At 47.6% G+C, this 24873-nt stretch carries 31 protein-coding genes; 29 read left to right on the plus strand and 2 right to left on the minus strand.

The window, feature by feature from the left end:
- The first annotated feature begins 58 nt into the window (after positions 1 to 58).
- The 14 genes from BMX14_RS02785 (at position 59) to BMX14_RS02850 (ending at position 9965) form a co-directional block, all read left to right on the plus strand.
- Positions 59 to 571: a hypothetical protein gene (locus BMX14_RS02785; RefSeq protein ID WP_092672473.1), complete on the plus strand. Its 513-nt coding sequence runs from the start codon at positions 59 to 61 to the stop codon at positions 569 to 571.
- A 2-nt stretch (positions 572 to 573) separates the two neighbouring features.
- On the plus strand, positions 574 to 2058 hold the full coding sequence (locus tag BMX14_RS02790; protein WP_092672476.1) for a terminase: 1485 nt from the start codon (positions 574 to 576) through the stop codon (positions 2056 to 2058).
- 4 nt (positions 2059 to 2062) lie between these two features.
- Positions 2063 to 3508, plus strand: a complete 1446-nt coding sequence (locus BMX14_RS02795; RefSeq protein ID WP_092672479.1) for a DUF4055 domain-containing protein — start codon at positions 2063 to 2065, stop codon at positions 3506 to 3508.
- 2 nt (positions 3509 to 3510) lie between these two features.
- Positions 3511 to 4560 carry a structural protein gene (locus tag BMX14_RS02800; RefSeq protein ID WP_092672481.1) on the plus strand — a complete coding sequence of 350 codons (1050 nt, stop codon included), beginning with the start codon at positions 3511 to 3513 and terminating at the stop codon, positions 4558 to 4560.
- A 50-nt stretch (positions 4561 to 4610) separates the two neighbouring features.
- Complete coding sequence (locus BMX14_RS02805; RefSeq protein ID WP_092672484.1) at positions 4611 to 5306, plus strand: hypothetical protein; 696 nt, start codon at positions 4611 to 4613, stop codon at positions 5304 to 5306.
- 13 nt (positions 5307 to 5319) lie between these two features.
- Positions 5320 to 6342 (plus strand): hypothetical protein, encoded by a 1023-nt coding sequence (locus tag BMX14_RS02810; RefSeq protein WP_092672487.1) that lies wholly within the window; start codon positions 5320 to 5322, stop codon positions 6340 to 6342.
- Between the two features lie 11 nt (positions 6343 to 6353).
- Positions 6354 to 6575, plus strand: coding sequence for a hypothetical protein (locus BMX14_RS02815; RefSeq protein ID WP_092672490.1), 222 nt, complete (start codon positions 6354 to 6356; stop codon positions 6573 to 6575).
- Positions 6576 to 6615: 40 nt separating this feature from the next.
- A complete protein-coding gene (locus BMX14_RS02820) occupies positions 6616 to 7011 on the plus strand; it encodes a protein singed (protein WP_092672493.1) in 396 nt (131 codons plus the stop codon).
- Complete coding sequence (locus BMX14_RS02825; RefSeq protein ID WP_092672496.1) at positions 7011 to 7394, plus strand: glutamate 5-kinase; 384 nt, start codon at positions 7011 to 7013, stop codon at positions 7392 to 7394. The genes BMX14_RS02820 and BMX14_RS02825 overlap by 1 nt, the downstream gene beginning before the upstream one ends.
- Position 7395: 1 nt before the next feature.
- Positions 7396 to 7776, plus strand: a complete 381-nt coding sequence (locus BMX14_RS02830; RefSeq protein WP_092672499.1) for a hypothetical protein — start codon at positions 7396 to 7398, stop codon at positions 7774 to 7776.
- Positions 7773 to 8165 (plus strand): phage tail terminator-like protein, encoded by a 393-nt coding sequence (locus BMX14_RS02835; protein WP_092672502.1) that lies wholly within the window; start codon positions 7773 to 7775, stop codon positions 8163 to 8165. The genes BMX14_RS02830 and BMX14_RS02835 overlap by 4 nt, the downstream gene beginning before the upstream one ends.
- A 17-nt stretch (positions 8166 to 8182) precedes the next feature.
- A complete protein-coding gene (locus BMX14_RS02840) occupies positions 8183 to 9133 on the plus strand; it encodes a phage tail tube protein (protein WP_092672505.1) in 951 nt (316 codons plus the stop codon).
- A 62-nt stretch (positions 9134 to 9195) separates the two neighbouring features.
- Complete coding sequence (locus BMX14_RS02845; protein WP_092672508.1) at positions 9196 to 9627, plus strand: hypothetical protein; 432 nt, start codon at positions 9196 to 9198, stop codon at positions 9625 to 9627.
- 68 nt (positions 9628 to 9695) lie between these two features.
- Positions 9696 to 9965, plus strand: a complete 270-nt coding sequence (locus tag BMX14_RS02850) for a hypothetical protein (RefSeq protein ID WP_092672511.1) — start codon at positions 9696 to 9698, stop codon at positions 9963 to 9965.
- Here the strand turns inward: BMX14_RS02850 and BMX14_RS02855 are convergent, their stop codons facing one another.
- The gene (locus tag BMX14_RS02855) at positions 9966 to 10253 is read right to left on the minus strand and encodes an Arc family DNA-binding protein (RefSeq protein ID WP_092672514.1); all 288 of its coding nucleotides are present in this window, start codon (positions 10251 to 10253) and stop codon (positions 9966 to 9968) included.
- Positions 10254 to 10363: 110 nt separating this feature from the next.
- On the opposite strand from BMX14_RS02855, the gene BMX14_RS02860 reads away from it, so the two are divergent.
- From BMX14_RS02860 to BMX14_RS02895, 8 genes are all read left to right on the plus strand, one after another.
- A complete protein-coding gene (locus BMX14_RS02860; protein ID WP_092672517.1) occupies positions 10364 to 10531 on the plus strand; it encodes an Arc family DNA-binding protein in 168 nt (55 codons plus the stop codon).
- Complete coding sequence (locus BMX14_RS02865; RefSeq protein WP_092672520.1) at positions 10512 to 11237, plus strand: P22AR C-terminal domain-containing protein; 726 nt, start codon at positions 10512 to 10514, stop codon at positions 11235 to 11237. The genes BMX14_RS02860 and BMX14_RS02865 overlap by 20 nt, the downstream gene beginning before the upstream one ends.
- 79 nt (positions 11238 to 11316) lie before the next feature.
- Positions 11317 to 12108 (plus strand): ORF6N domain-containing protein, encoded by a 792-nt coding sequence (locus BMX14_RS02870; RefSeq protein ID WP_092672523.1) that lies wholly within the window; start codon positions 11317 to 11319, stop codon positions 12106 to 12108.
- 107 nt (positions 12109 to 12215) lie between these two features.
- Complete coding sequence (locus tag BMX14_RS02875; protein ID WP_092672526.1) at positions 12216 to 12449, plus strand: hypothetical protein; 234 nt, start codon at positions 12216 to 12218, stop codon at positions 12447 to 12449.
- Positions 12450 to 12508: 59 nt separating this feature from the next.
- Entirely contained in the window at positions 12509 to 15364 is a 2856-nt protein-coding gene (locus BMX14_RS02880) for a phage tail tape measure protein (RefSeq protein WP_092672529.1), read from the plus strand.
- Complete coding sequence (locus BMX14_RS02885) at positions 15364 to 15699, plus strand: phage tail protein (RefSeq protein WP_092672533.1); 336 nt, start codon at positions 15364 to 15366, stop codon at positions 15697 to 15699. The genes BMX14_RS02880 and BMX14_RS02885 overlap by 1 nt, the downstream gene beginning before the upstream one ends.
- Positions 15700 to 15707: 8 nt before the next feature.
- On the plus strand, positions 15708 to 16295 hold the full coding sequence (locus tag BMX14_RS02890; protein WP_092672536.1) for a hypothetical protein: 588 nt from the start codon (positions 15708 to 15710) through the stop codon (positions 16293 to 16295).
- 14 nt (positions 16296 to 16309) lie between these two features.
- Positions 16310 to 16540: a DUF1327 domain-containing protein gene (locus BMX14_RS02895; protein ID WP_092672539.1), complete on the plus strand. Its 231-nt coding sequence runs from the start codon at positions 16310 to 16312 to the stop codon at positions 16538 to 16540.
- A 3-nt stretch (positions 16541 to 16543) separates the two neighbouring features.
- On the opposite strand, the gene BMX14_RS02900 is transcribed toward BMX14_RS02895, so the two are convergent.
- A complete protein-coding gene (locus BMX14_RS02900; RefSeq protein ID WP_092672542.1) occupies positions 16544 to 16786 on the minus strand; it encodes a hypothetical protein in 243 nt (80 codons plus the stop codon).
- A gap of 162 nt (positions 16787 to 16948) precedes the next feature.
- On the opposite strand from BMX14_RS02900, the gene BMX14_RS02905 reads away from it, so the two are divergent.
- From BMX14_RS02905 to BMX14_RS02935, 7 genes are all read left to right on the plus strand, one after another.
- On the plus strand, positions 16949 to 17686 hold the full coding sequence (locus BMX14_RS02905; RefSeq protein WP_092672545.1) for a phage minor tail protein L: 738 nt from the start codon (positions 16949 to 16951) through the stop codon (positions 17684 to 17686).
- A gap of 2 nt (positions 17687 to 17688) precedes the next feature.
- Complete coding sequence (locus BMX14_RS02910) at positions 17689 to 18402, plus strand: C40 family peptidase (RefSeq protein ID WP_092672548.1); 714 nt, start codon at positions 17689 to 17691, stop codon at positions 18400 to 18402.
- Positions 18395 to 19006, plus strand: a complete 612-nt coding sequence (locus BMX14_RS02915; RefSeq protein WP_092672551.1) for a tail assembly protein — start codon at positions 18395 to 18397, stop codon at positions 19004 to 19006. Before BMX14_RS02910 ends, BMX14_RS02915 begins: the two co-directional genes overlap by 8 nt.
- Positions 19007 to 19057: 51 nt before the next feature.
- Positions 19058 to 22252, plus strand: a complete 3195-nt coding sequence (locus BMX14_RS02920) for a host specificity protein J (RefSeq protein WP_092672554.1) — start codon at positions 19058 to 19060, stop codon at positions 22250 to 22252.
- Positions 22252 to 23181, plus strand: coding sequence for a hypothetical protein (locus tag BMX14_RS02925; protein WP_092672557.1), 930 nt, complete (start codon positions 22252 to 22254; stop codon positions 23179 to 23181). The genes BMX14_RS02920 and BMX14_RS02925 overlap by 1 nt, the downstream gene beginning before the upstream one ends.
- 64 nt (positions 23182 to 23245) lie before the next feature.
- Entirely contained in the window at positions 23246 to 24529 is a 1284-nt protein-coding gene (locus BMX14_RS02930) for a phage tail fiber protein (RefSeq protein WP_092672560.1), read from the plus strand.
- Positions 24530 to 24538: 9 nt separating this feature from the next.
- The gene (locus BMX14_RS02935; protein ID WP_092672563.1) at positions 24539 to 24847 is read left to right on the plus strand and encodes a hypothetical protein; all 309 of its coding nucleotides are present in this window, start codon (positions 24539 to 24541) and stop codon (positions 24845 to 24847) included.
- Positions 24848 to 24873: the final 26 nt, after the last annotated feature.

The following is a 24873-nucleotide window of genomic DNA, read 5'->3' on the forward strand; positions in this document are numbered from 1 at the left end:
TCTGCATCACAGAGCATCCTATCGGGTGCTGTTTAATGCAATCAACAAGGAATAAATAATGGCGACACCAGATTGGGAGGCCATCGAGTCGGCTTACCGTGCTGGCTCGTTGCCACTGAGAGCTATTGGTGAAAAGTACGGGATAAATCACGCAACAATCATCAAGAAAGCAAAAAAAGAAGGCTGGCAAAGAGACTTAACCGAACAGGTAAGAACAGCCACTAATGCCAAGTTAACCAAATCGGTAACCAGCAAAGGTAACCAAGCAGGAGTGGTTACCGATGAGCAAATAATTGAACAGGCTTCTGATGAAGCTGCTTCTGTTGTGCTTGCCCATCGTGAAGGATTGGCAGCATGGCGAGGTATAACCAATAAGCTAAGAGTGTTCCTCGAGGATACTAAAATCACCGAAGACAATCACGCTTCGATGTCTCGCTCAATTACGGCCGGTGTCGACGCTCAAATCAAGGTCATCAAAGCAGAGCGCGAGGCCTATAACATCGATAGCGGCGAGAAGCATTCATCTACCGATACCTTATCTGACTTGATGGACTCATTATCTAAGGGGTAACCATGAAGCCAGAACATCTCGCATTACTGAGGGATAAGCTCTGGCGACTGAATAACCTCTACTGGATAACAGACAAAGAGGGTAAGCCAGTTCGGTTCAAGATGACTCCGGAGCAGCTTGAATACTTCGAAGGTATGCATACTCGCAACCTGATTCTGAAAGCACGTCAATTAGGATTTACGACTGAGGTCTGTATTATCCAGCTTGACGCGGCGTTATTTGAAGCCGCTAAGTGCGCTCTCATTGCTCACACGCTGAATGACGCTAAACGACTGTTCAGAGAAAAAATTAAGTACGCCTACGACAGGCTCCCTGACGAAATCAAAGCAGCTAACCCAGCCAGTAATGATGCGGCGGGTGAGTTGGTATTCAGTAAGGGTGGCTCTCTCTACATCAGCACATCATTCCGGGGCGGTACGCTTCGTTATTTGCACGTTTCCGAGTTCGGGAAGATATGCGCCAAGTTTCCAGACAAAGCCCGTGAGATTGTTACTGGGGCATTCGAAGCGGTATCTACCGATTGTTTCACGACAATTGAGAGCACAGCAGAAGGTCGGGCCGGGTACTTCTTCGATTACTGCAACACCGCTGAAAAAGCGCAAATGCAGGGGAAGCGACTATCTAACCTCGACTGGAAATTCTTCTTTTTCTCATGGTGGAAGAACCCGCTCTACGCAATTGACCCCGTAGAGCCTCTACCGCAGCGACTGAGCGATTATTTCGCAGAGATTGAGGCAAAGCATGGCATATCGTTAAACGAGCGCCAGAGGGCTTGGTATTACGCCAAAGAGAAAACGCTCGGCTATGATATGAAAAGGGAATATCCAACCATTCCAGCCGAAGCATTCCAGCAGTCGGTTGAGGGCGCTTACTACGCTAAGCAATTTCGATCCCTTTATCAGAACAAGCGTATCGGTGAATTACCGAATAACTCACACCTACCAGTGATGACTATCTGGGATATTGGCGTAAGTGACTCAACGGCAATCTGGTTCGTTCGTGTCGTTGGTGAGGAGTATCACATCATCGATTATTACGAAAACAGTGGTGAAGGCCTACGTCATTACATGAAGGTGCTCAAGGATAAAGGCTATGAGTATTCCGAGCATTGGGGGCCGCACGATATAGATAATCGCGAGTTTGGTTCTGACGCGAAAACGCGACGAGAGCTGGCTAAAGAAGGTTATGAGATAGACGGCGAGAATTACACCCTTACATTCAAAGTAGTTCCGAAAATTGGTGTCGCTGACGGTATCGAACAGGTCCGTGAAATCCTACCTAAATGCGCTTTCGATGAGCAGAAGTGCTCCGATGGAGTGCTGTCTCTTGAAGGCTACCGCAAAGAGTGGGACGACAAGCGAGGCTGCTGGAAAGATAAGCCACTTCATGACCATACATCACACGGCGCTGACGCCTTTCGATATTTCGCAGTGACGAGAGCTAAACGTAAAGTCGTTACATCCGTCCCTGTCTCATTCAGAAGATAAAACAATGGCAAATTACGCATACATCAATCCTGAATATTCCGAGGCAAAAAAGTCATGGGATTTAGTTAAGGATTGCGTGACTGGAAGCAGGGCAGTGAAGAAAAAGCAGACCGCTTATCTCCCGATGCCCGACCCGACAAATAGCAGCGAAGAAAACAAAGCGCGCTACCAGGCTTTACTCAACCGGGCGATGTTCCTCAACGTTACTGGACGCACTCGCCAAGGGTTAATCGGCGCAGTATTCCGCAAGTCAGCAGAAATCAACCTACCCACTGACATTGATTACGTCCAGACCAACGCAAGCGGCGATGGCGTCAGCCTCGAGCAGCTATCAAAGGCTGCTATCGGTGAGTGTCTTGATACGGGGCGTGGCGGATTCTTCGTTGATTACCCTAACACTGACACAGAATCAGGTGTAAGGCCAACCAAGGCGCAGTCAGCGGGTAATAACGCACACGCTCATCACTACATTGCCGACCAGATTATTAACTGGCGCGAGGATGTGATTAACGGCATTAAAAAGTTAACGATGGTCGCCTTTGCTGAGCTTTATCACGTTGATGATGGCGACGAGTTCCAGTTCGAAACGAAGACGCAGTATCGCGGATTGACGTTAGAGAATGGCGTTTATCGTCACCGTGTTTGGCGTGAAAGCGAAGATGTGCCGATCCTCGACACTCGCCCAACCGATTACAACGGCAAGACATTCGACCACATCCCGTTTTATTTCTACGGCTCAGAGAATAACGATGCCTGCATAGACAAGTCACCGCTTGAGGACTTGGCAGAGGTGAACATTCTTCACTATGGCAACAGTGCCACGGTGGAAGAGTCAGGATTCATCAGCAGTCAGCCGACACTAATCTTCACGACTGACGCCCAACCATCAGAATTCTCAGAATGGAACCCCAATGGTATTCAGATTGGCTCAACCAGCGGCTATTGCCTTGGTAAAGTCGGCACGGCGCAAATGCTTCAAGCCAGCGAAGGAAACTTATCCCGCACACTGATGCAGGACAAAGAAAACCAGATGTTGATGATTGGCGCTCGTATTGTGCAGCAGTCAGGCCAGAACGAAACGGCAGAAGCGGCGAGGATTCGATATAGCAGCGATAACAGCGTTCTTGGCACGATTGCGGGCAACGTATCTGAGGCCATTAAGTCGGCTTTACTTGATGTGCAGCTGTATATGTCCGGCACTCCAACACCTGACGCCATTGTATTCTGGCTCAATCAAGAATTCTTTGATGAAGCCATGGATGCGCAGATGATTCTTGCGCAGGTCCAACTCTGGCAGCAAGGTATCATTGCCAAGTCTGATATTCGTACCAACTTGCGTCAGGCTGCGATTATTGACGCCGACCGGACGGATAAAGATATCGACACGGAACGGGAAGCGGAGCCGCCAGTATCAGGCGTGAACACTGACACAATCGAAGAGGATGAATAACCATGAGTGCAGACGGTCATCTTACTGATAGCGCCGTCCGGCATCAGGTTTATGTGCAGCGCTTCGGGTCGGGCCTCACCACCAAGGCGGTTAAATTTGTGCGCAGAGCAATTAACCGCGCTAAAAAGACCGTACAGGGCGGGTTGAGTCAATACCAGAGTGCGAGATACCAAAGGCAGATAGAAACGCTCAGCAATGATTTGAGAGCTATCTACGGCGATATGGCAGAGCGACAGCGCATTGATTATGGTGTTTTTGCTCAATACGAATTCACTTTCAACACTAAGCTGCTCGGTCAGGTCGTTAAAGCCTCGGTGAAGCTGGCAGAGCCATCGGTTGAAATGATTGCGGCAGCTGTACTAAGTGACCCGCTAGATTTACTGGTCGGCAAAGGCCGTCAATCAATCAATATTGCTGGCGCTATTGCTCAGTTCGGCACCAAAAAGACGGCTGACATTATCAGTGAAATCGGATTGGGTGCTGCGATGGGCGAGGATTCACGGCAGATTGTGGCTCGGCTAACCTCGCTCGGCGTATCGCATGAAGAGCAAGCGTCATCGCTAGTCAGCACGTTAACCAACCATGTATCGGCATCAGCTCGCAATAAGACGTTCAGCGAGAATGACGACATATTGGAAGGTAAGCAGGATATCGCCACACTCGACGGTCGCACAACGGCATTCTGTCGCTCAATCGACCATCGAATAATTCCGCTAGATGGTCCATCGCCGCCGTATCACTGGCGCTGTCGAACAACTCAAGTTCCCGTACTCAAAGCAGAATATCGCCGAGAGATACCTGGCTCCGTTCGCCCAGCAGTCGGACCCGATGGCGCGCAGCAAGTTAGCAGTAAAACGACTTACGGTGACTGGCTTGCTAGACAGCCTGTTAGCTTCCAGCGTGAAGTGCTAGGCGAAAAGCGCTACCAGTTATTCAGCAAGGGTGATTTAACGCTGGATAGGTTCGTAGACGGCGAAACCGGCAAGCAATACACCCTAGGCCAACTCAAAGAATTAGAGCCACATGCTTTCGAGCTTGCTGGACTGAATTAATCCATACCAACCACTGGCAGAGCCAGTAATCATTCATTCAGGAGAATGTAATGCTCAAATATCAGATTACCTCTGAGGAATTCGCACAACTCGAAGAAAGCCAGCAAGGTTTCTACACGCAGAATGGCGAAGTGTATCAACTGGCAGTCGAAGGAATTCCACAGCCTGACGTAGATGGCCTTAAGCGCCAGCGTGACGAGCTGCTAGCTGAGAAAAAGGCAGAACAGGAAAAGCGGCGAAAGGCCGAAGCTGAGGCCCAGCAAATAGAGCAGGAGCGACTGGCAGCAGAAGGTAACTACAAGCAGCTATTCGAGTCTAGCCAGTCGGCTACGGCTGAATGGCAGCAGAAGTATCAGGCGCTACAGCAGCAAATTGAGCAAAGCAGCATCAATCAGACTGCTATCAAGTTAGCTACTGATATTGCAGACGGCCCTAATGCTGAAATCCTCTCAGAGTTCGTTACACGCCGATTAAAGCTAGTTGACGGACAAGTTCGGGTGACTGATGCAAGCGGTAACTTGACAGTCAGCTCAGTTGATCAGCTCAAAGAAGAGTTTAAAAACGATCCTCGTTGGGCCTCTTTGGTCACAGGGTCGAAAGCAAACGGCGGCGGGGCCGCACCTTTACGTGGGAGTCCTACGAAAGAATATAAAACCATGACTCAAGAGCAGCGTCTTGAGTTCGAAAAACGCGACCCCCAAGGTTATCAGCAAGCTCTTAACTCTGGGCAATTTGGCAAATATTAAGGAATAAAATATTATGGCTTCAGTTTCACTTTTAGAAGTTTTTAACCGCCCGGTCGTACTGTCCTATATGGACGTTGACCCACTCGTACCATCACCTTTTGTACAGTCAGGCGCTTTCGTAGCAGACTCTCGCTTGAGTGCGCTGCTATCTGGCGGCTCACCGACATTCGTTGTCCCATATATCGGCGGCATTGATGCAGGACTTGAGCCGAACTACGGAAACACCATCTACACCGATATTGCGATGCCTCGTGATATTCAAGGTGGTTCAATGCAAGGCCGTGTTGCTTATCTTAACGAAGCATTCCGCGAAGCATCTTTGCAGCGCTATCTGACGCAAGTGAACTCCCTTGAGTTGATTGGTGGGAAGTTAAACCAGTTATGGCTTAACTCTGCGGAGAACCGCGCTCGTGCAACTCTAGTCGGCCTGCGTAACTACGACCAAGCCAACGGTAAAAAGCTAACCACTGACATCAGTGCGGCGACCGCCACAGCGGCAACAGGCTTCTCTTTCGACGCTTTCGTTGATGTCGAGGCAACTATGCGCCCAGCCAACCGTGGCAATGGCGTAATGGTCGTTCACCCGCAACTCGCTGCCAAAATCCGCAAGAACAACCAAGCAGAGCTTCTGCAAACTCAGGCTAACATTCCCCCAGTCACTGTGTACAACGGTCGCACACTGGTTGAGTCTGAGCTGGGTACCAAAATTGGCACAGGTGCAAACGCTAAATACGTTTCGCTTCTAGCTGGAGCTGGTGCATTCAGCTACGCACAAATTGCAGGTAATGACGATCTAGAAGTAGACCGTACAGCTGGAACCTCAAACGGTGCTGGTGACCGCGCTTTATGGACTCGCCGCAATATGGTTATCCATCCGCAAGGGTTCAGCTTCATCGCAGCGGAAAACACCTTAACCGGTGGTACCGAGCGTCAATCGCTGTCTGCTTCATGGGGTGACCTGCAAAAAGCGGCGAACTGGGAATTAACTCTCGATCCGCTTGATACCGGATTCCGCTTCCTAATTAGCAACCTGTAAGGAGGTATGCAATGTCTACACCAAAGAATCTGGTAACTCCAGACTACAAATACACCTACCCAAGTGAGCGAGCCTACGCTGATGAATCAACGTCAGCTCTCGGTGCGGAAACCATCTATGACCCTGCAAAATCAGGTGCCGATTATGGCATCACTGACCCTGCTGTCACCGTCAAGGTTACTGCTGGCGGTGCTGCAAATGGCTCCTCAGATAATGGTGCCACGGGCGGTTAATCTACTTTAGCCCCAGCAATGGGGCTTTATTGGGGCTAGCATGGCACAGTACATAACAGTAACCGAAGTAGACAAGTTGTTAGGGGGCGAGTGGGCAAACGACAGCACAAAGCCTAAAGCAATTCTGATGGCGAATGCTTGGCTGTCGGCGCTAAACCTTCAGGGGATTAACCTTGAAGATATTCCCGATGAAGTGAAACAGGCTGGCGCTTATGTCGCATCGGTTGCGGCGGCGGGCAACCTTTACACGCAGAAGGAATCAAGCGGTGTTCTGGCGAGTGAATCGGTTAAGGCTGACGATGTAGAGGTGACTGAAACCTACTACACTGGCGGCACTATTAACGCTGATTCATTACTGGACCCTGACTTGCAACTCGCTTTGGCGCTGCTCGCTCCTTGGAGGTCGAATCCACTCAAATTTAGGGTGTATCGCTGATGGGTATTCGTGACAAGGTTCAATCGAAAGTAGCTAAGGCTTTCAATAACAAGCTATCTGATGCGGTTTACCCCTTCACCGGTAGCTATGTGACAGAGGGTGATTACGACCCGGTTACCGAGCAATCCAATCAGGTCACTCACACCTACACTGGGCGCGGTGTCTTGGGGAAGTATGATGTTAAGCGCATTGATGGCGTCAACATCCTAACCGGTGACATTAAGATTACAGCGCTGCAAAACGAGGTAAGCGAGCCGCCCAAAGTTGACCATATCATCACGACGACCGACCTAGTTACGCATATTAGCCAATCATACAAAGTGATTAACGTTGGCAGTGACCCTGCCGAGGCTACTTACTCGGTTCAACTTCGGAGGGCGTAGCATGGCGCAAGGTTGGGATTTTGACCCGTCATCTTTTGCTGGAAAGGTCGAGGAGGATGTCGGTAAACACCTGAGAATCATATCGATGGCGCTACTTACTGAAATTGTTACCCGGTCACCAGTTGATACTGGTCAATTCAGGGCTAATAACCAGGTGAGTATCGGGTCTCCAGATTATTCTGAGTTAGCAACGGTAGATGCATCTGGTGCGGCAACAATCCAGCAGGGCAGCGCAGTTATCGCGAAAGGTAAGTCATTCTCGGTTATTTATATTCAGAACAACTTACCCTACGCCGAACCACTTGAAAACGGGCACTCAAAGCAAGCACCTACGGGCGTTTACGCCAATTCCTTCCATGGAGTATCACAGGCTTACAAATGACACTCACAGAGATACGTAACGCTGTCATAAAGCGTATGACGGCGCAGGCTGCTATGCCTGCAAGTTCTGTGACCTACCCAAACGACCCGACTTTCGAGCCAAGCGGAAAAACTATCTGGGCGCGTTTAACTAACTTGCCCAGTATGGCTTCAGCTGTCGAAATTGGTGACGGTCCGGTAACTCACCGCAGCGGAATTATCATCATTCAGCTATTTGTTCCAGTAGGTTCTCGCTCACTGCTTATCACCGAAACAGCCGACAAGTTGCGGGAGTTGTTCGAGTGGAAGACTGACGGTGCGTTGGATTACTTCGCTGTTTCTGCGGTCGATGCCGGTGAAACGGATGGTTGGTCACAGCTAAATATTCAAATCCCTTACCGCGCTTTATAATTTAAGGAGACAATTAAATGTCATCTGGCGCTAAAGTAACGGTTGCTTACACCCGTGAGACAACCCCCGGCACGACACCTGCAAGCGCGACATGGGATATTTTTCGTCGCACGTCCTTCGGTGTTAAGCCAACGCAAAACATGAACGACAACAACGAAATCGGTGGTACTCGGATGGCTCAGGGGCGAACCCCTGGAACAACCGATGTGGGCGGTGACGTTGTATGTAAAACCCGATACGGCCAGCATGATTCCTTTTTGGCTTCCTGTTTCGGTGCTGATTGGGTCAACGATACCCTAAATATGGGTAACGACCGTATTACCTTCTCACTGGCGACATTCGCCTCTGATATTGGCGTAGCCTCAATCGCTACCGGTTGTCAGGTATCTACCTTGCAAATCCAAATCCCAAACGATGGCGACGTGCAAACCACGGTCACCTTTGCTGGCCTAGGATGGCAGGATAAGGGTGACGGAACGAGCTATTTTGGAACGCCTACAGATACTGACGGTAAGCTTCGATACTCATTCAAAAACGTTACTGCAATCAGCCTAAATGGCGTGACGGGTGGTGATGGGTTCTGTGTTGATACCTTTAATATCCAGTTCGATAACAACATGCAGACGCAGCGCTGTATCGGTTCTGGATCAGGGTTCGCGGGTGCCAATATCCCGACTACCTTCACGCCATCTGGACAGGTTACGTTGTCTTGGTCTAAGAGTGCGTATGAAGCATGGAAGAAAACACTGACCGGTGAGGCTATGCCTTTCAGCTTTACGCTTGAGAACGCAGAAGGCTCTTATACCTTTAACTTCCCATCGGTTCAGGTGGACGGCGACTGGCCTGACGGTGGTAACACGGACATCATTCAGGTTCAGTTGAATATCACTGGTTCCGATACTCCGCCAACTATCACCCGCAAGCCAGCAACTCAGCCAGCACCACCGGCACAAGACGCATCACAATAACCTAAAAAACTTTGCCCGTTTCGCTCTGCATAGCGTCTCGGGCCTTTTTATGCAGAGGTACTATGTTAATTATCAGTAGACGTTTAGACGCAGACGAAACCCGCTGGATTGAGCCAATCAAAGGCCTAAAATTAAAAGTGGGTAGCGTTGAGTCCCACGATTACAAGTCACGTCAGGCCATCGTCCGCCGCCATGTCGACAGATTGGATGCTGCGCTTAATGTTGGCACCAAGGAATTCGACCTGTCGACTATTGGTGATGTGGATTCACTCGACGACTTGCTGCTTGATACCTGCTCAAAATACTTACTGTTAGATTGGCAGGGAGTTGGTGAGATTGTGGATGGCAAAGAAGTAGCCATTGAATACACCCCGGAAAGTGGGTTAGCCCTGTTAAAGCAGAAGCCAGATCTGTACTGGTCAATCCTCAAGACCGGTTCTGACATCGCTCAAGGCATCAAAGAGAAGAAAGACGATGCCGTGGGAAAGCCATAGCCGCGCAGAAGTGGCTTAGCCGATACTCTGGCCCAGAAGGTGAGCGCAACCGGTGGCGAGAGGAAAGGTTGGGGCTTAAGCCAGCCGAAGAGCCAGAGATTGACGAACTAACTGCCCTTATTCTCTCAGCCTACTCAGTAATTAGCCGAGGTAGGCAATATGCTGGCATGGCTGCCTCACCGCTTCCCTTGTCGCTGAGTGACATCGACACATATCTTCGCAGTAGGCCCATTCAAGTTAATCGAGAAATGTTTGAGCAAGCGATATTTGCACTCGACGATGTTTATCGTGAAGAAGTGATGAAAGGAGACGGAGAGCCCGAGGAAGATGAAGAGTAATCATTCACCTTCACCGTAATCAGGGAAGTTTTTGCGGAAAGCGCGGTCCATTTGTTTTATTTTTTCAGCGACATCTGACGTCCACTTTTGCATTTCCTCAAATGATTGTAGTTGCTCAGCGGTTGGAGCCTTCAAATCTTCAATTTTTGGTGGCGTTACATACTCTTCGAGAATTTTCACGATTTCTGAGTTTAAAGATCTTCCGTTCCTTTTTGCTATCTCTTGAAGCTTGTCTTTTAGCTCAGCAGGCATCCGTACACCATATGGTGCTATATCTCGAACTTTCATATTTTTTGCCGTGTAGTTAAGTTTCTACACAATGTAATGATAATTTTATTGACTATCTATACTCACGATGTATTATTTGTGTAGTGATTACACGATGAAGAGGATGTGTTATGAGTGATTCAAAAATAAGAGATATAGCCCCGACAGGAATTAGATTTCCAGAATGGCTTAAAGCAGCATTAAAAAAAGCTGCTACGGATGAGTGTCGGTCTTTTAATGGTGAGGTTATTAAGAGATTAGAAAGGAGCTTGAGAGAAGATGGCTTCATTAAAGCTTAAATACAGCGAAGCCCTGAAGTGCGCGAACACTAACAGGGCCTCTATCGAAAATAACCGGCTAGGAAATATCGACATGAATATTGTAGCGAAATCAGACTTAAACTTCCACGGAATTCAGTTACAGCCAATAGAACAGATGAATGATATTTGGCTTACATCATCTGATATAGCCAAGGCTCTTGGGTATGCATCAAGCAAGAGCGTATCAACTATTTACTCTCGTAACTCAGATGAGTTTACAGACGCCATGTCAATGGTCATCAAAATGAAGACCAACGGGATAAACAATAACTTACGTGAAAAATCAGTGCGTGTTTTCTCGTTAAGAGGCTGCCATCTGATAGCGATGTTCGCAACTACAACAATCGCTAAAGAATTCCGAAAATGGGTATTAGACATCCTTGACCGTGAAGTCACTCAGTCACCAATCGCTCAACAGTTCACGGACGAGGAATTATGCCAACTTTGCTGGCTGTGGCGTCACGCTACTGGAATGGCTGGTTACATGATGGATGTTGAGCCAATTTTGACAGCGGCAGAGCATCGGCTAGCCCCTGCCTATGTCTCATACCCAAAAGAAACCATCTTTATCCGAAACAAAGTTAGGAGAATGTTGGAACGAGAAACAATGCACATAAAAGCTGATCATAGAACGGAAGATAATTGGCGAGTGCTAAGAAACTTAAGAATACCGGAGTTACATTGATAGGCGTATTGGATGGCGTAAAAAGAAAAACCGCCAGTAGGGCTGGCGGCTTAATCACTTACTTAGATTGGAGACTTACATGCAACAATCAATATCAACTGGTGTAAATGTAGCAAATCCTCACTTATCTGTCGATCCTGATTTATTCCCAGTGATTGAATGGAGTGGTGTAAAGGTTATTACAACTGCAATGCTGGCTACAGGATATGAGACTGATGAAGTTAACATCAGGAAAAACCTATCTTCCAATCAAGAAAGGTTTGAAGAAGGAAAGCACTACTTCCTCTTAACTGGTTCAGATTTAAAGGAATTTAAGGACAGAGTAACTTTCGGTAACTCTGTTGGTAAGAGAGCTAAAAGCATCACCCTCTGGACAGAGAAGGGTGCAGCTAGAATGTCTAAGATAATTGATACAGACAAGGCATGGAGTTTCTTCGAAAAGCTCGAAGATTCTTATTTCAGACCTCAACCATCTGCCGCATTACCTCTTAGCTATGAGCAAGCGCTGGAAGACTTGCTTACCAAGGTAAAAGAGAATCGAATCCTCACGGAGCAGCGTGATGCAGCAATTCAAACTAAGGCTTGGATAGGTGAAAAGCGTGAAGCAACGGCAATGGCTACCGCCTCGGCAGAAAAGCGTAAGGCTAATGCTTTAGCCAACAAACTTGGTGAGTGTAAGAAGCACGCTACCATTAAAGCAGTGCAGCGAGTGACTGGAGAGAAATTCTCTCACTGGCCTATGAAGAAATGGTGTGCAGCTAATGGGTTAACTCCGAAGGATGTGCCAGACGAAACCTACGGAACTGTTAAATCTTGGCCTGCCGAGGCATGGAAGGCTGTTAACGAAATAAACCTTAAATCTCTGTTCTAATCATTAAGTTTAATCACTATCAACCCGCTTAACTGCGGGTTTCTTGCTTCCCTTTGCACTTAATTAACATTAGGATTGCTCTTAACTTTACTAATGGGGATTGGGATATGAGGCAGTTTATTTTTATTATTATCATTTTGGCCGTGGTATTTTTTATTTTCAGTGCAATCGTTGGTTCTTCGCCAGAAGAAAAAGAAAAGTCACAGGCGAGAGACGCGATCAGCTTATGCTGGAATGACCAAGGGAAAAAATCCAATACTCCAGGAGAAGCTAGATTTATCGCTGGGGCTTGCGAGAAAATGGAAAACGATTACAAAACAAAACATGGTGTATCGCCATAGTTCGTCATTAAAAAATATAACCCGCTTCGGCGGGTTTTTTTATGTCCGAGGAAAAGTAAATGGCAGAACAAACATCCCGCCTCGCCGTCATTATCGATAGCTCCGGCGCACAGAAGAATACCGACTCGCTGGCAAGCTCTTTGGCTAAATTGACTCAAGCTGGACAAAAGGCCGCTGATGGTGCTGGTAAGGTTACGAAAGCCACGCAGGACGAATCACAAGCTTTATCTCAACTACTTGACCGTATTGATCCGGTTAATGCCGCGCTCAATAAGTTAGACCAGCAGCAGCGACAATTGGCGGGATTTAAAGCTAAAGGATTTCTCGATACAGATACTTTCGATGCTTACAGCAAAAAGATTGATGACGCTCGCTTGAGATTGGGGCAAATGTCTGAGCAGTTAGTTAAGACAGGGCAATCTTCCAAGCAAGCAGCATGGGCTATGAGAATGATACCCGCGCAGATGACCGATATTGTCGTCGGGCTATCAACAGGCCAATCACCGTTCATGGTGCTTATGCAGCAAGGTGGCCAGCTAAAGGACATGTTCGGCGGTATCGGTCCAGCCATTAGAGGTGTCGGTGGATATGTGATGGGATTAGTTAGTCCGTTCACCATTGCGGCGGGAGCAGTAGCTGCCTATGGAGTGGCATTCTATCAAGCACAGGAAGAAATGGACGCACTTAATAAAAGTGCCAACACGTTAAACAATGTCAGTGGATTAAACCTATCACAGATAACCGCACTAGCGCATAGTGCATCAGCACTAGGCGTTTCATACGGTGACGCAATATCAGCAGTTGGTAGCTTGACGCAATCACTAAGCACAAACGCTGATATGTACCCGCAAATCATCAAAGCATCGAGCGATTACGCAAGCGCCAGTGGTCAAGACCTAAATTCAGTTGTGGGAATGTTCAGCCAGCTTTCCGATTCAAGCGGTAAATCTATTGACCAATTGGACGATAAGTTAGGGTTCTTAACCGCAGCGCAAAGAAAACAGATTGATGCGGCCTTGGAAGGTGGAAACACTGCCGATGCTCAGCGCCAAGCCTTTAGCGCTCTATCCGATAAGTTAGGCGAGCTAACTACAAAACTTAACCAAGGCGCTACTGGGTGGAATAATTTTTGGCACTCACTAGGCTCTGGAGCTTCAAACTCGTGGGAAGTATTCAAGGAAATAGCAGGCGGCAACTACTTAGACAATGCTGATATTAGAAAATACCAGCAGAGAACACAGCAGCGCAGTAACGCCATGAGTAGCGGCACATGGACTAGTGATAATGAGCAGCACTATCAAATGCTCAATGACACGCCAATAATTAAAGCCTATGTCAGTCAGCTAAGTAATTTAGGTGATGCTCAGAAGAAACTACAAGAGCAAAGCTACCTCAAGCAACTTAACACCGACCTGAGCAACAATGCAGACGCGACCACCAAGGCTCGGGAAGCATTAGCGAAGTTAGACAGTCAATTTAAGCAGCAACCAAAGAACATTCAAGACCAAGGACGAAGCGATTATTTAGCTCTGAGGGCGAAATACTCACAAAACCTTGCTGACGCTGAGAGTGCCGCAGCCAAGAAGGATAGAGCGCCCGCAACTAAGGCGTATTCCGAAGATGCAGGCTCAAGGTTAATTGACCAACTCAACCAGCAACACGCAGCTCTTTCCGCTCAGATTGATACGACTGATAAGCTTTCTGCTGCGCAACAAGCGTTAGTGAAATGGGAGCAGCAACTCGCTGACATTAAGGGTAAGTCCACTCTGACCGCCGACCAGAAATCGCTACTGGCTAATCAGGATAAAATTACAGCGCTATATCAGCAAAATGCAGCACTAGAAAGGCAGCAACAGTTAGTTAAGCAAACGGCAGCGTTATCAGGTTATCAAGGCAATCTAAACCGCGACATTAGCAGCCGAAACTCTCAATACTCAAACGATGAATCAGCGGCGTCAGGTGCTAGGAGCGCATACCAGCAAGGAATCCTAACGCAAAGGATCACGCTTGAGCAGCAACTAAACGACAAGATAATCCAGTTGCGCCAACAAAGAACCTCGGCAACTACTGAGATTGACCGTCAGACCATCGACCAAGAGATTGCTATGCAGCAATCAGCGAATGACAAGATGCTAGCAGATTATGATGCTCATACTCAGCGCATGACCGCTATGCGTGGCTCATGGTCAAATGGTGCTGAAAAAGCGTGGCAAGAATACGCAGACAGCGCCTCTAATGCTTCGGGCATGACTCAAACATTGTTTAGTGATGCTTTCTCAAGTATGGAGGACGCTATCGCTTCTTTCTCAACATCTGGAAAGCTGTCTTTCAAGGGTTTTGCTAACTCTGTAATCAGTGATATTGCTCGTATCGCTGCGCGGATGGCTATATCAGGGATTGCCAGCAGTGCTATCGGCGCAGTTAGTAGCTTATTCAGCCCATCAGTCGCAGGTAACGCAGGAACGGCGCTAAGTGGTAACGGTGCGCTAGGTTTATCAACTAGCTATACAAGTTACTTGAAAGGCGGATATGACGGCGGAGGCTTTACTGGTGAAGGCGGAAAATACGACCCAGCGGGCATTGTTCATAAAGGTGAATTTGTGTTCACCAAAGAAGCCACAAGCCGGATAGGTAAAGACAATCTAGCCCAGATAATGAAAGGCTATTCAAGTGGCGGATATGTTGGTGCGCCGACAGGTAGAACACCTTCAACCAGTAAGCAAATAAGTAATAGTGGTGGTTTCAGCATGGGCGATATTAACGTCACTATTGACAGCAATGGCAACGCCTCCTCCAGTTCTGTAAGTGACGGTCAGGGTATCGCTAAACAGATTCAAGCCGCTGTAATTAACACCATCAATGACCAAGCCAACAGGCAGGGAACTCCACTCTGGCGAGCCATTAAGGGGCGGTAATGGATACATTCAGCTATTGCGTCCAAATAGGCGCGACAGGAACGGTGCCGGTGAAGGTTAATTCGGCACAGTTCGACGATGGGTATAAGCAGGTCAGCGGTGTTGGCATTAATTCAGTTGCCGAAACGTGGAGCCTGACGAGTAAGGGGCCGCTGGCAGATATGCAGAAGGTTAGGAATTTTCTCACCTCTCACTGTACAGCATCCTTCTATTGGAATAACCCGTGGGGCGAAAGAAAAATGTATCGAGTTAAAGCCGATTCCATTACGCCTAATTTCGTTACCGGGCAGTATGTAGAGCTATCATTCACATTTGAACAGGCCTTTGCGCCTTAGGAGTAGGTATGAGTATCGAGCAAGAAATTAAAGGCATTATTGATAACGCTATGGCTTTAAATAAGCAAGAGCAAAAAGACTTTACTATGAAGGTTCAAGAGCAATTTAATGAAATATCTCAGCAGATGAATAAGCTAGGACAAATCATCTCAGGTACCGCCTCCGACACACCTAAGCGATCACTTCAAGATGATAGATCGGAAATGCTACTAGTCGTCAGCGATGATGGATATTCAATCAAGGCTGGTAGCCAATTTGCATCATATAGACCTGATGGAAGCATGGCATTCAACTGGGGCAACAAAGAAGGACCTCAATTACCTACTTGTCTAAAATTCAAAGACTACAGAAGCAAAAAATCAGTGGATAACGAATCTGACAGCATTGAATCAAGTCAGCTTGAAAGTGGAAGTTTAAAAACAACTTCAGTTGATATCCATATAGTGGATGGTAAAGGCCAGATGACATGCAGAATGGAGCGTCCATCTGACCATGAATTATCAGAAAAAATTAAAGAGCTTAAAGCTTATGATGTGGATGCTCAGTTGATGTTTGTTGCAGCTTTAATGCCGACTGAACTATTGAAATCGATTTAGAGAAAGGATGGATTATGAGTAAGAAGTATGAATTACTATTTCGTGGCTTAGAAATTACGGGTGACAAAGTTGAGGCGGCTGTCGATGTTAGTGATGCAAAGCTACCCATGTATGCAGGCTTCAGGATTAACGTATCAGTCGATCGTAATTCTGAAGATTGTTTACGCGCCTACGAAAAGGCCGCTATTGAGAAAGCCGCTTCAATCATTATCGATATCGCTGATGAATTAAAAGAAGCGGTCTAGTTTTTATTTGTACTTCACGGGGATTTTTGTAAGCGATATGGCAGCATCAATTCCTTCTTTTCCAAACCAAGCTTGAGATTTTATCTCTTCAAGTGAGTCTGTTATTTCGTTGATGATATTTTCACAATTCGGCTTTGTTTCAATTATTTTTAGCATTTGGCTAACTAATAACTGAACCGCAATCTGATTTGCTTTTATCTGTTTCTTTATTGCATCTAAATGCAGAGCTACTTCTTGATCTAACATCACGCTTCCTTGTTCAGAGGTAATCAGCCATCCCTCATCATTGAGTTACATCAGTGCGTCATCACTGATGGGCTGAGCCAGTAACTTACGCCTGATTTATTCTTTACATAATCCTGATATTTGATCAGTGCCGCCTACGGGCGGTTTTTTTATGGGTGAAATATGTCATTCACAGCAGACTTACAGCAATTAGAACCCGGATCGCTTGTTCAGCTCATTGAAGTGGACGGCACCGAGTTTGGCATGGATAAAGTTCTTCGATTCCATGCCTACAATATTTCCGAAGAGGGCTGGCAGTCCTTCGCAGCGGAAAACTTGCCGTCGATTATCTGGCAGGGTAATGAGTACGACCCGCATCCGTATAAGCTAGAAGGTGTAGATGTATCGAGTGAAGGCTCACAGCCCACACCCACCTTGTCGGTCGGGAATGTGATGAACTACGTGACGGCACTCTGTCTGCAATACGATGACATGGTAAAGGCCAAGGTCAAAGTTCATTACACCTTTAAAAAGTATCTGGATGCAGCTAACTGGAAGCAAGGTAATCCAGACGCTAATCCCAATGAAGAGCGAGAGCGGCTTTTCTATATCAACGCTAAAACCTCGGAAACTCGTGCCCAAGTAGAATTCGAGCTGTGCTCACCGTTTAATCTGCAATCCTTGCAACTTCCGACTCGCCAAATAACCCCTGTTTGTACCTGGTGTATGCGCGGCTGGTATCGCTCAGGAACGGGTTGTGATTATGCGGGGAGTAAATATTTTACTAAGGATGGAACGCCTACAGATGACCCGTCAAAGGATGTCTGCGGGGGGCTGATGGATGATTGCAAGCGTAGAATCGGCGAAAGCTCACCTCTTCCATTTGGTGGCTTCCCCGGTGCCAACTTACAGGGAAAATAATCATGCGTGAAAAGCTGCTTGATGCAATACGCCAGCATGTTATCGCTGAATACCCGAATGAAGCCTGTGGCGTGATTATCCAGAAGGGGAATAAGCAAACCTATATCCCTTGTCACAATGATGCCGACGACCCTCTGAATGCCTTTGTTATGCGTGATAGTGATTACCGGTCAGCCGAACAAGAGGGCGAGGTAATTATGATTATCCATTCACACCCTGATGTGCCGGTGCTTATCCCCTCAGAAATGGACAGAATTCAGTGCGATTACTCTGGCCTTGAGTGGGGTATCATGTCGTGGCCTGATGGGGATTTCTGCACATTCTCGCCACGCACTGACCGAGATTATGTTGGTCGTCCTTGGGTGCTCGGTCACGCTGATTGCTGGTCGCTGATTATGGACTACCACAAGCGAGAGTATGGTATAGAGCTGCGTAACTGGTCGGTACCCTATGAATGGTGGGTCGGCGGCAAGGAAAACCGCTACGATGATAACTGGCGCGATGAGGGATTTATCGAGGTGCAGACCCCGCAGCCCGGTGACATGATAATGATGCAAATCGGCGCACCAGTGACCAACCATGCAGCCATTTATCTTGGCGATAACCTGATTCTTCATCACAACTTCGGTAATCTCTCAACGCGCGTTCCCTACGGTCAATACTTCCGTGACAGGACCGTGCGCATTGTTCGACACAAGGATATTCCTGATGCTTAAAACACTCACCCTTAAAGGCCAAGCGGCTAAGCGCTTCGGTAAGACGCACCAGTTTCACGTCGCCGATTTAAACGAGATGATCCGAGCGATGTGCTCACAGGTGAAAGGCTTTAAAAAGTATCTAGCTACTGCTCATCATGACGGTATTCGATTTGCTTTTTTTTCCGGCAAGAGCAATGTCGGGCTGGAGGGATTTGACCTGACTCGCTCTGAAAATACCTACACCATGCAGCCCATCCCCCGCGGCGCGAAAAGTGGCGGGTTACTGCAAGTAGTTATCGGTGCTGCTGTACTAGGTGCTGCGCTATGGGCGGGACCCGCTGGCTTTGCCGCAATCGGATTTGGTTCAGCCTCGGCAGCGGCTTCAACTGCGCTAACCGGCATTGGAATATCTATGGCACTTGGCGGCGTGGTTCAAATGCTCACTCCGCAACCTAAAATGAGTGTTGGCTCATCTTCCAGTGCTGACAACAAACCGAATTATGCCTTTGGCGCTCCGGTGAATACGGTGGCAATGGGCTATCCGGTGCCGGTGCTGTACGGTGAGCGAGAGGTTGGCGGAGCGGTGATTAGTGCCGGGATATTCTCTAGCGACCAGCAATAACTTAACGAATTCAATCAGGTCACTTCGGTGGCCTTTTTTTATGGGTGAAACATGGCATTTATTCAAGATTACCCGATACAAGGCCGCAAGGGCGGTGCTGCAAAAGCCCATACTCCTGTTGAGCAAGCTGATAACTTACTCTCTGAAGCCAAGCTTAAAATGTTGCTAGCTGTGTGTGAAGGGGAAGTGGAAGGCACGGTCACCGCGCAGCAAATCTACCTCAATGATACGCCGCTGGCCAATGATGACGGTTCGTATAATTTCACAGGGGTAAAGTGGGAGTTTAGACGCGGCACACAAGACCAAGAATACATTCAAGGTATGCCAGAGATTGATAACGAGTTATCAGTCGGGCAAACAATTACTACCACGAATCCGTGGACGCGTCAGTTTACCGATACCTCACTGGATGCGATCCGCATTAAACTCAGTGTTCCGGTGCAATACCAGTATAAAGATAATGGCGATATGGTGGGTACCGTCACCGATTACGCAATTGACCTATCTACCGATGGCGACAGCTATCAAACGGTTGTACAGGGGAAGTTTGACGGTAAAACGACGTCAGAGTATCAGCGGGACCACCGCATTGATTTAGCAAGTGGCGCTAAGTCCTCGGCTATTCGTGTGAGACGTATCACGGCCGACTCTACCGATACTAAACTGGTCAATGCCTTTAAGGTTTTCTCTTTCGCTGAGGTCATCGACAGCAAGCTTCGTTACCCGAATACCTCCTTACTTTTTGTTGAGGTTAATTCAGAGCAATTTACCAACGGCGCGCCGAAAGTCACGGTGAAGATGAAGGGTAAGTTAATCCGCGTACCGGATAACTATGACCCGGTAACACGCTCATATTCTGGTAGTTGGTCCGGTAATTTCAAGCTGGCTTATAGCAATAACCCTGCATGGGTATTCTACGACCTAATTCTCGATAAGATTTACGGCATGGGTAACCGTGTCGATGCCTCAATGATTGATAAGTGGGGCTTGTATCAAATCGCGGTCTACTGTGACGATATGGTATCGAACGGCGCGGGCGGTACAGAGCCTCGCTTTACCTGTAATGCCTACGTGCAATCACAAGAAGAAGCCTTTACCGTGATGCAAGACTTTGCAGCTATCTTTCGTGGCATTACCTTCTGGGGTAACTCACAAGTCATCGTCAATGCCGACGTTCCGGTTGAAGATTTGGAGTGGACTTACACCGCAGCAAATGTCGTCGATGGGATGTTTAGCTATGCCGGAGGCTCATACAAGAACCGCAATACTTCCTGTCAGGTGAGCTATTCTGACCCAGCCAACCATTACTCCGACACTATCGAGGCAGTCTACGACTCCGATTTAGTTGAGCGTTACGGCGTGCAGCAAATGAGCTTAACGGCTATCGGCTGTACATCCCAGAGTGAGGCGCATCGGCGTGGTCGTTGGGCGCTACTCTCCAATGCGAAAGACGCCACCGTGTCATTCAGTGTTGGCTTAGACGGTCACATTCCGCTACCGACTTCAATTATCGGCGTAGCTGACCCATATCGGGCCGGAAAACAAAACGGCGGACGAATCTCAGCAGTTAATGGCCTAAACATCAAACTTGATAGAGAGGTGGATTTCTCGGCAGGTGACCGACTTATCCTCAACTTACCTGACGGTACCTCGCAGACTCGCACCATTGCCAGCATCGCGGCAGATAAGAAGACCATCACCGTTAACACAGCCTACAAAACTGACCCTGTTCCCGGGGCGGTGTGGATTATCGATAGTGACAACCTAGCGGCTCAACAATTTCGGGTAACCTCGATTACGGATAATGACGACGGAACCTTTACGGTTGCCGCTGTTCAGTATGACCCGAACAAATTCCGCTACATTGATGACGGGGTGAAAATCCAACCGGCACCCGTGACGGTTACACCAACCAGTGTGATGAGTGCGCCACAAAATATCGTGGTCACTGAAGTTGACCATATCGCCCAAGGTGTCACGGTAGCAACGCTACAAGCGGCGTGGGATAAGGTCGACGGGGCAATCAATTACACCGCCCAGTGGCGTAAAGATAACGGCGACTGGGTGAATGTCGGCTTGACCAGCGCGCAGGGGTTCTCTGTACAAGGTATCTATGCTGGCGTTTACGATGTCCGCGTCCGGGCAATCAACGCCGCTGATGTGTCCTCGCCATGGGGGTACGCTCAGGGGGTCGCGCTATCCGGTAAAGTTGGCAAGCCCGGAACACCCGTCAATCTACTCGCTACCGATGATGTGGTGTGGAATATCAACCTAACATGGGCGTTTCCTGATGGCTCTGGCGACACCGCGTACACTGAATTACAGGTTGCTACGACTGCTGACGGGCAAAACCCTCAGCTTCTCACACTCGTTCCTTATCCGGGGAGTAATTATCAGCATGGCCCCATGCCAGCCGGTGTACGCCGTTGGTATCGCGCAAGGATAATCGACAAAATTGGCAATAAGGGAGATTGGACGGCGTTCGTTGAAGGTCAATCGAGTATCGATGCCTCTGAAATACTCGGCGACATTACCAACCAAGTGCTGCAAAGCGAAGCGGGTAAACAGCTAGTTGCCAAGACTGACACTAACGTTGAAGGTATTCTACAGAATGCGCTCGATAATAATGCGATTGTCGATCATCAAATGGTCGTCAATGGACAGAATCGCGCTGACATTATCTCAGTAAAAACCACTATCGCAGATAACGACCACGCTTATGCTCAGAAGTTTGACCAAATACAGGCAAGTGTCGGCGAAAATACCGCGGCAATCTCTCAGAAAGCCACGACGCAATTCTCTACAGACGGCACGGGTTCAGCGGTCTTTAGTGTTAATGCTGGCGTGACCTATAAAGGGACTTATTACTCTGCCGGTATGTCTATCGGTGTGCAAGTTGCCGGTGACGGTGGGGTAAGTTCGCAAGTATTATTCCTTGCGGATAGATTTGCGATGATGAGTCAAGCGGGAGGGAAAACTTACTCTCCGTTCGCAATACAAAACGGTCAAGTCTTTATTAATCAGGCTTTCATTGCTGACGGCACGATCACTTCTGCAAAGATTGGCGACTATATCCAGTCAAATAACTATGTGGCGAATAGCGTTGGTTGGAGAATCGGTAAAGATGGTTCGATGGAATTAAATGGGTCCGTTTCAGGTCAAGGCAGGTTCTTACTCGATAACAGGGGAGCAGCTTGGTATGACGCTAATGGGAAATTAGTCTGTTCTATGGGAGCGAGTCGTTAATGGCAGGATTTACAAGTTACTTAACAGGAACTAACTATGATGTGATCAACTCGATGAGCTTCAATTTTGTAATGGATATTATCGACGCCTCGGCGGGAAATGGCAGCAAGACTTATGACGGGCCTTCAATGAATTACACTGCGGTGCAGCTAGTATTCAATCAAGGTACAGGTAGCCGTTCTTTTTCTTACTCGCAAAGTGGTAACACATTAAGCTGGAGTTCAACTGTTGAGTGTAAAATTGTTGTTTACGCTGTCCCGACATCTAGCGCCCCCTATGTTGGTTTTCAGCTATATAACAGTGACGGAACGGTGAAAATTGCACCCAATTATACCCCCATATCTTTGGCGCAGGTCATTGATGTCACACCGACCAAAGGGCAGATAATAACCACAAACGTTACGCAGGGTCGGAGATTCATTGCTTTCCATAGGGCCACTTCCAGCGCAATGAGTAAGGTTCTTTTGCAACAAGGAACGTCAAACGGAAAAGTAAGCCTTAATATTCTGTTTGCCGATGGTACGACACCTATCAGGCTCTATATATTTTCTGATGAGCTTGTTAATCAACCTGTCGGCGGTTTCTTTATGTACTGGAATAATAAGGTGGTATGGCACAGTAATTGTTTACCATTAAATATCATTAGCTCCACGGCAGCACAAGTCACTTCAAGTAACCCGATAGCTTGTATAAGTTGTATTGGAGCCAACTTAAACCCAGCACCATCGCCGTCCAATCATGACTCAATATTCCTTGCGACGGCAGCGGGCACGCTAAATAGCCAATACACCTGCCAGAAGTCAGGATGGGAATATGTTCATAACTTCAATGTAAGTGGTCCAGCGCCAAGTGGTTGGACCATTCCTAATCTTGGCTATATCGACACCAGCGTTTATGACCAGTATTACAAACAGGCGCTAGGTCTTTAACCAAAGCGTCACACAAACAACCCGCTTCGGCGGGTTTTTTATTACCTAAATTCAGGAGCCTCACATGGCAGCAACTGGCACGATAGCGCTTAACGCAAATTCACTCTCAGTCACTGGTTCAGGGACTAAATTCACCACAGAAGCACAGGTGGGCGGGGCGCTTGTAACCTATATCGGCAATGTACCTTACACATTTGTGATTGATTCCATTGCAAGCGATACAGCATTAAACCTCACAACAATATACCAAGGCAGCAATGTAGCAGGGCAATCATTCTCTTTGCTGGACAGGGGGGCATACACCGGTGTTAATGCAGAGCTTGGAGCAAGAACAGCACTAGCAATTCGCAAGGCCAATTACGACAAGATTAATTGGCAGCAGATTTTAACTGTAGACGGTGATATCACTGTTAAGATTGACGATTACAGCCAGTACACGGGGCCATCTTGGCTGTCGCTGGCGAACTCCTTAAGTGGAATCAACACTTCTTTAGGGCAAAAAGCTAATCAATCTGATGTAACTGATGCTCTATCGAAAAAAGCAAACACCTCCGACTTAGGCAGCTTGGCTGCGAAGAGTTCAATATCTTATTCAGAGCTAAATACAGAGCTTCAAAGGTATTCATTCGCCACACGAGGAAAAAGCACCGCTGGCGCAGGAGTCTGGAACTTCTCAAATAAGCCATATGGATTTTCTCAATACGGAACAAATATCCAAGTGAGTAATCGTAGTGACTCTAGTGATGCAGCTGGGGACAATATTTGGCAACATTATTTATCATTAGGAACAGATGGGGTTGTTGCTCATGTCAGGAATATAAATGGCGCATACGGTGCTGACAAACTTTACGGGACGATGAATACTTCAACTAACTCTAGCGGCGCATTAGTTCCAGCCTCACCTATAGTTAGAATAGTTAATAATAAAAAAAATACGAGGCAGGATTTGCTAGGTACTCAAAACGACGAATACACATGGGAGTCAGATTTCGGACTGACCAATGACGAATCGGAAGGATGTAACGTCTCAAAAATAGAAACAGGTAAGTATTTAGTTACTGGGGCCACTTCATTGGCAAAGGACCTGTGGCAAGTTATGGATTGCGGAAATGGTCAGGGTAGGATAATTGCTCTAGCCGAAGCAGTTGAAACAGATTCGGGTATAGAAGTTCATTGCTACAAGCAGAAATATACACTTACTGATGACGGCGACTTGACAGTAGGGCGAGGTGACCTCATAGATATACCTGATAATACTTGGATAGATGTACGTCTAGAAATGCCCGATGATTCGATCTGGAATAAAAAACAGATCCAGCCAACGCAAGATAATTCGACAAAATCCTAAGAGGTAGCCATGGCTTTCCCATCCCCCGCAATAGATTACGTTGAAGCACGACTTACCCCCGAGTCACTTATGCACGTTACCCAATCCTCAATCATCATTCCGACAGATGAGGGGTATGCTGTGGCCGAACCGGGCTATAAGGTGACGAAGGGCAGAACTGTGCTACTCGACGTAAACGGTAAGCTGATGTTTGCCGAAGTGGGGCATGGGGGCTTTAAGACTAACGATGGCATTATCGAGGGTGACGCTCTTGATGATGCCAGAGTGTTAGGAGTAGTGACCTTTATGGTGAAGGAGTTGCCGAGAGGGGAAGGATAAATTACGAGTTTCGTACCAAGGATTGT

It is taken from the genome of Rosenbergiella nectarea (assembly GCF_900111105.1).
GTDB classification, from domain to species: domain Bacteria; phylum Pseudomonadota; class Gammaproteobacteria; order Enterobacterales; family Enterobacteriaceae; genus Rosenbergiella; species Rosenbergiella nectarea.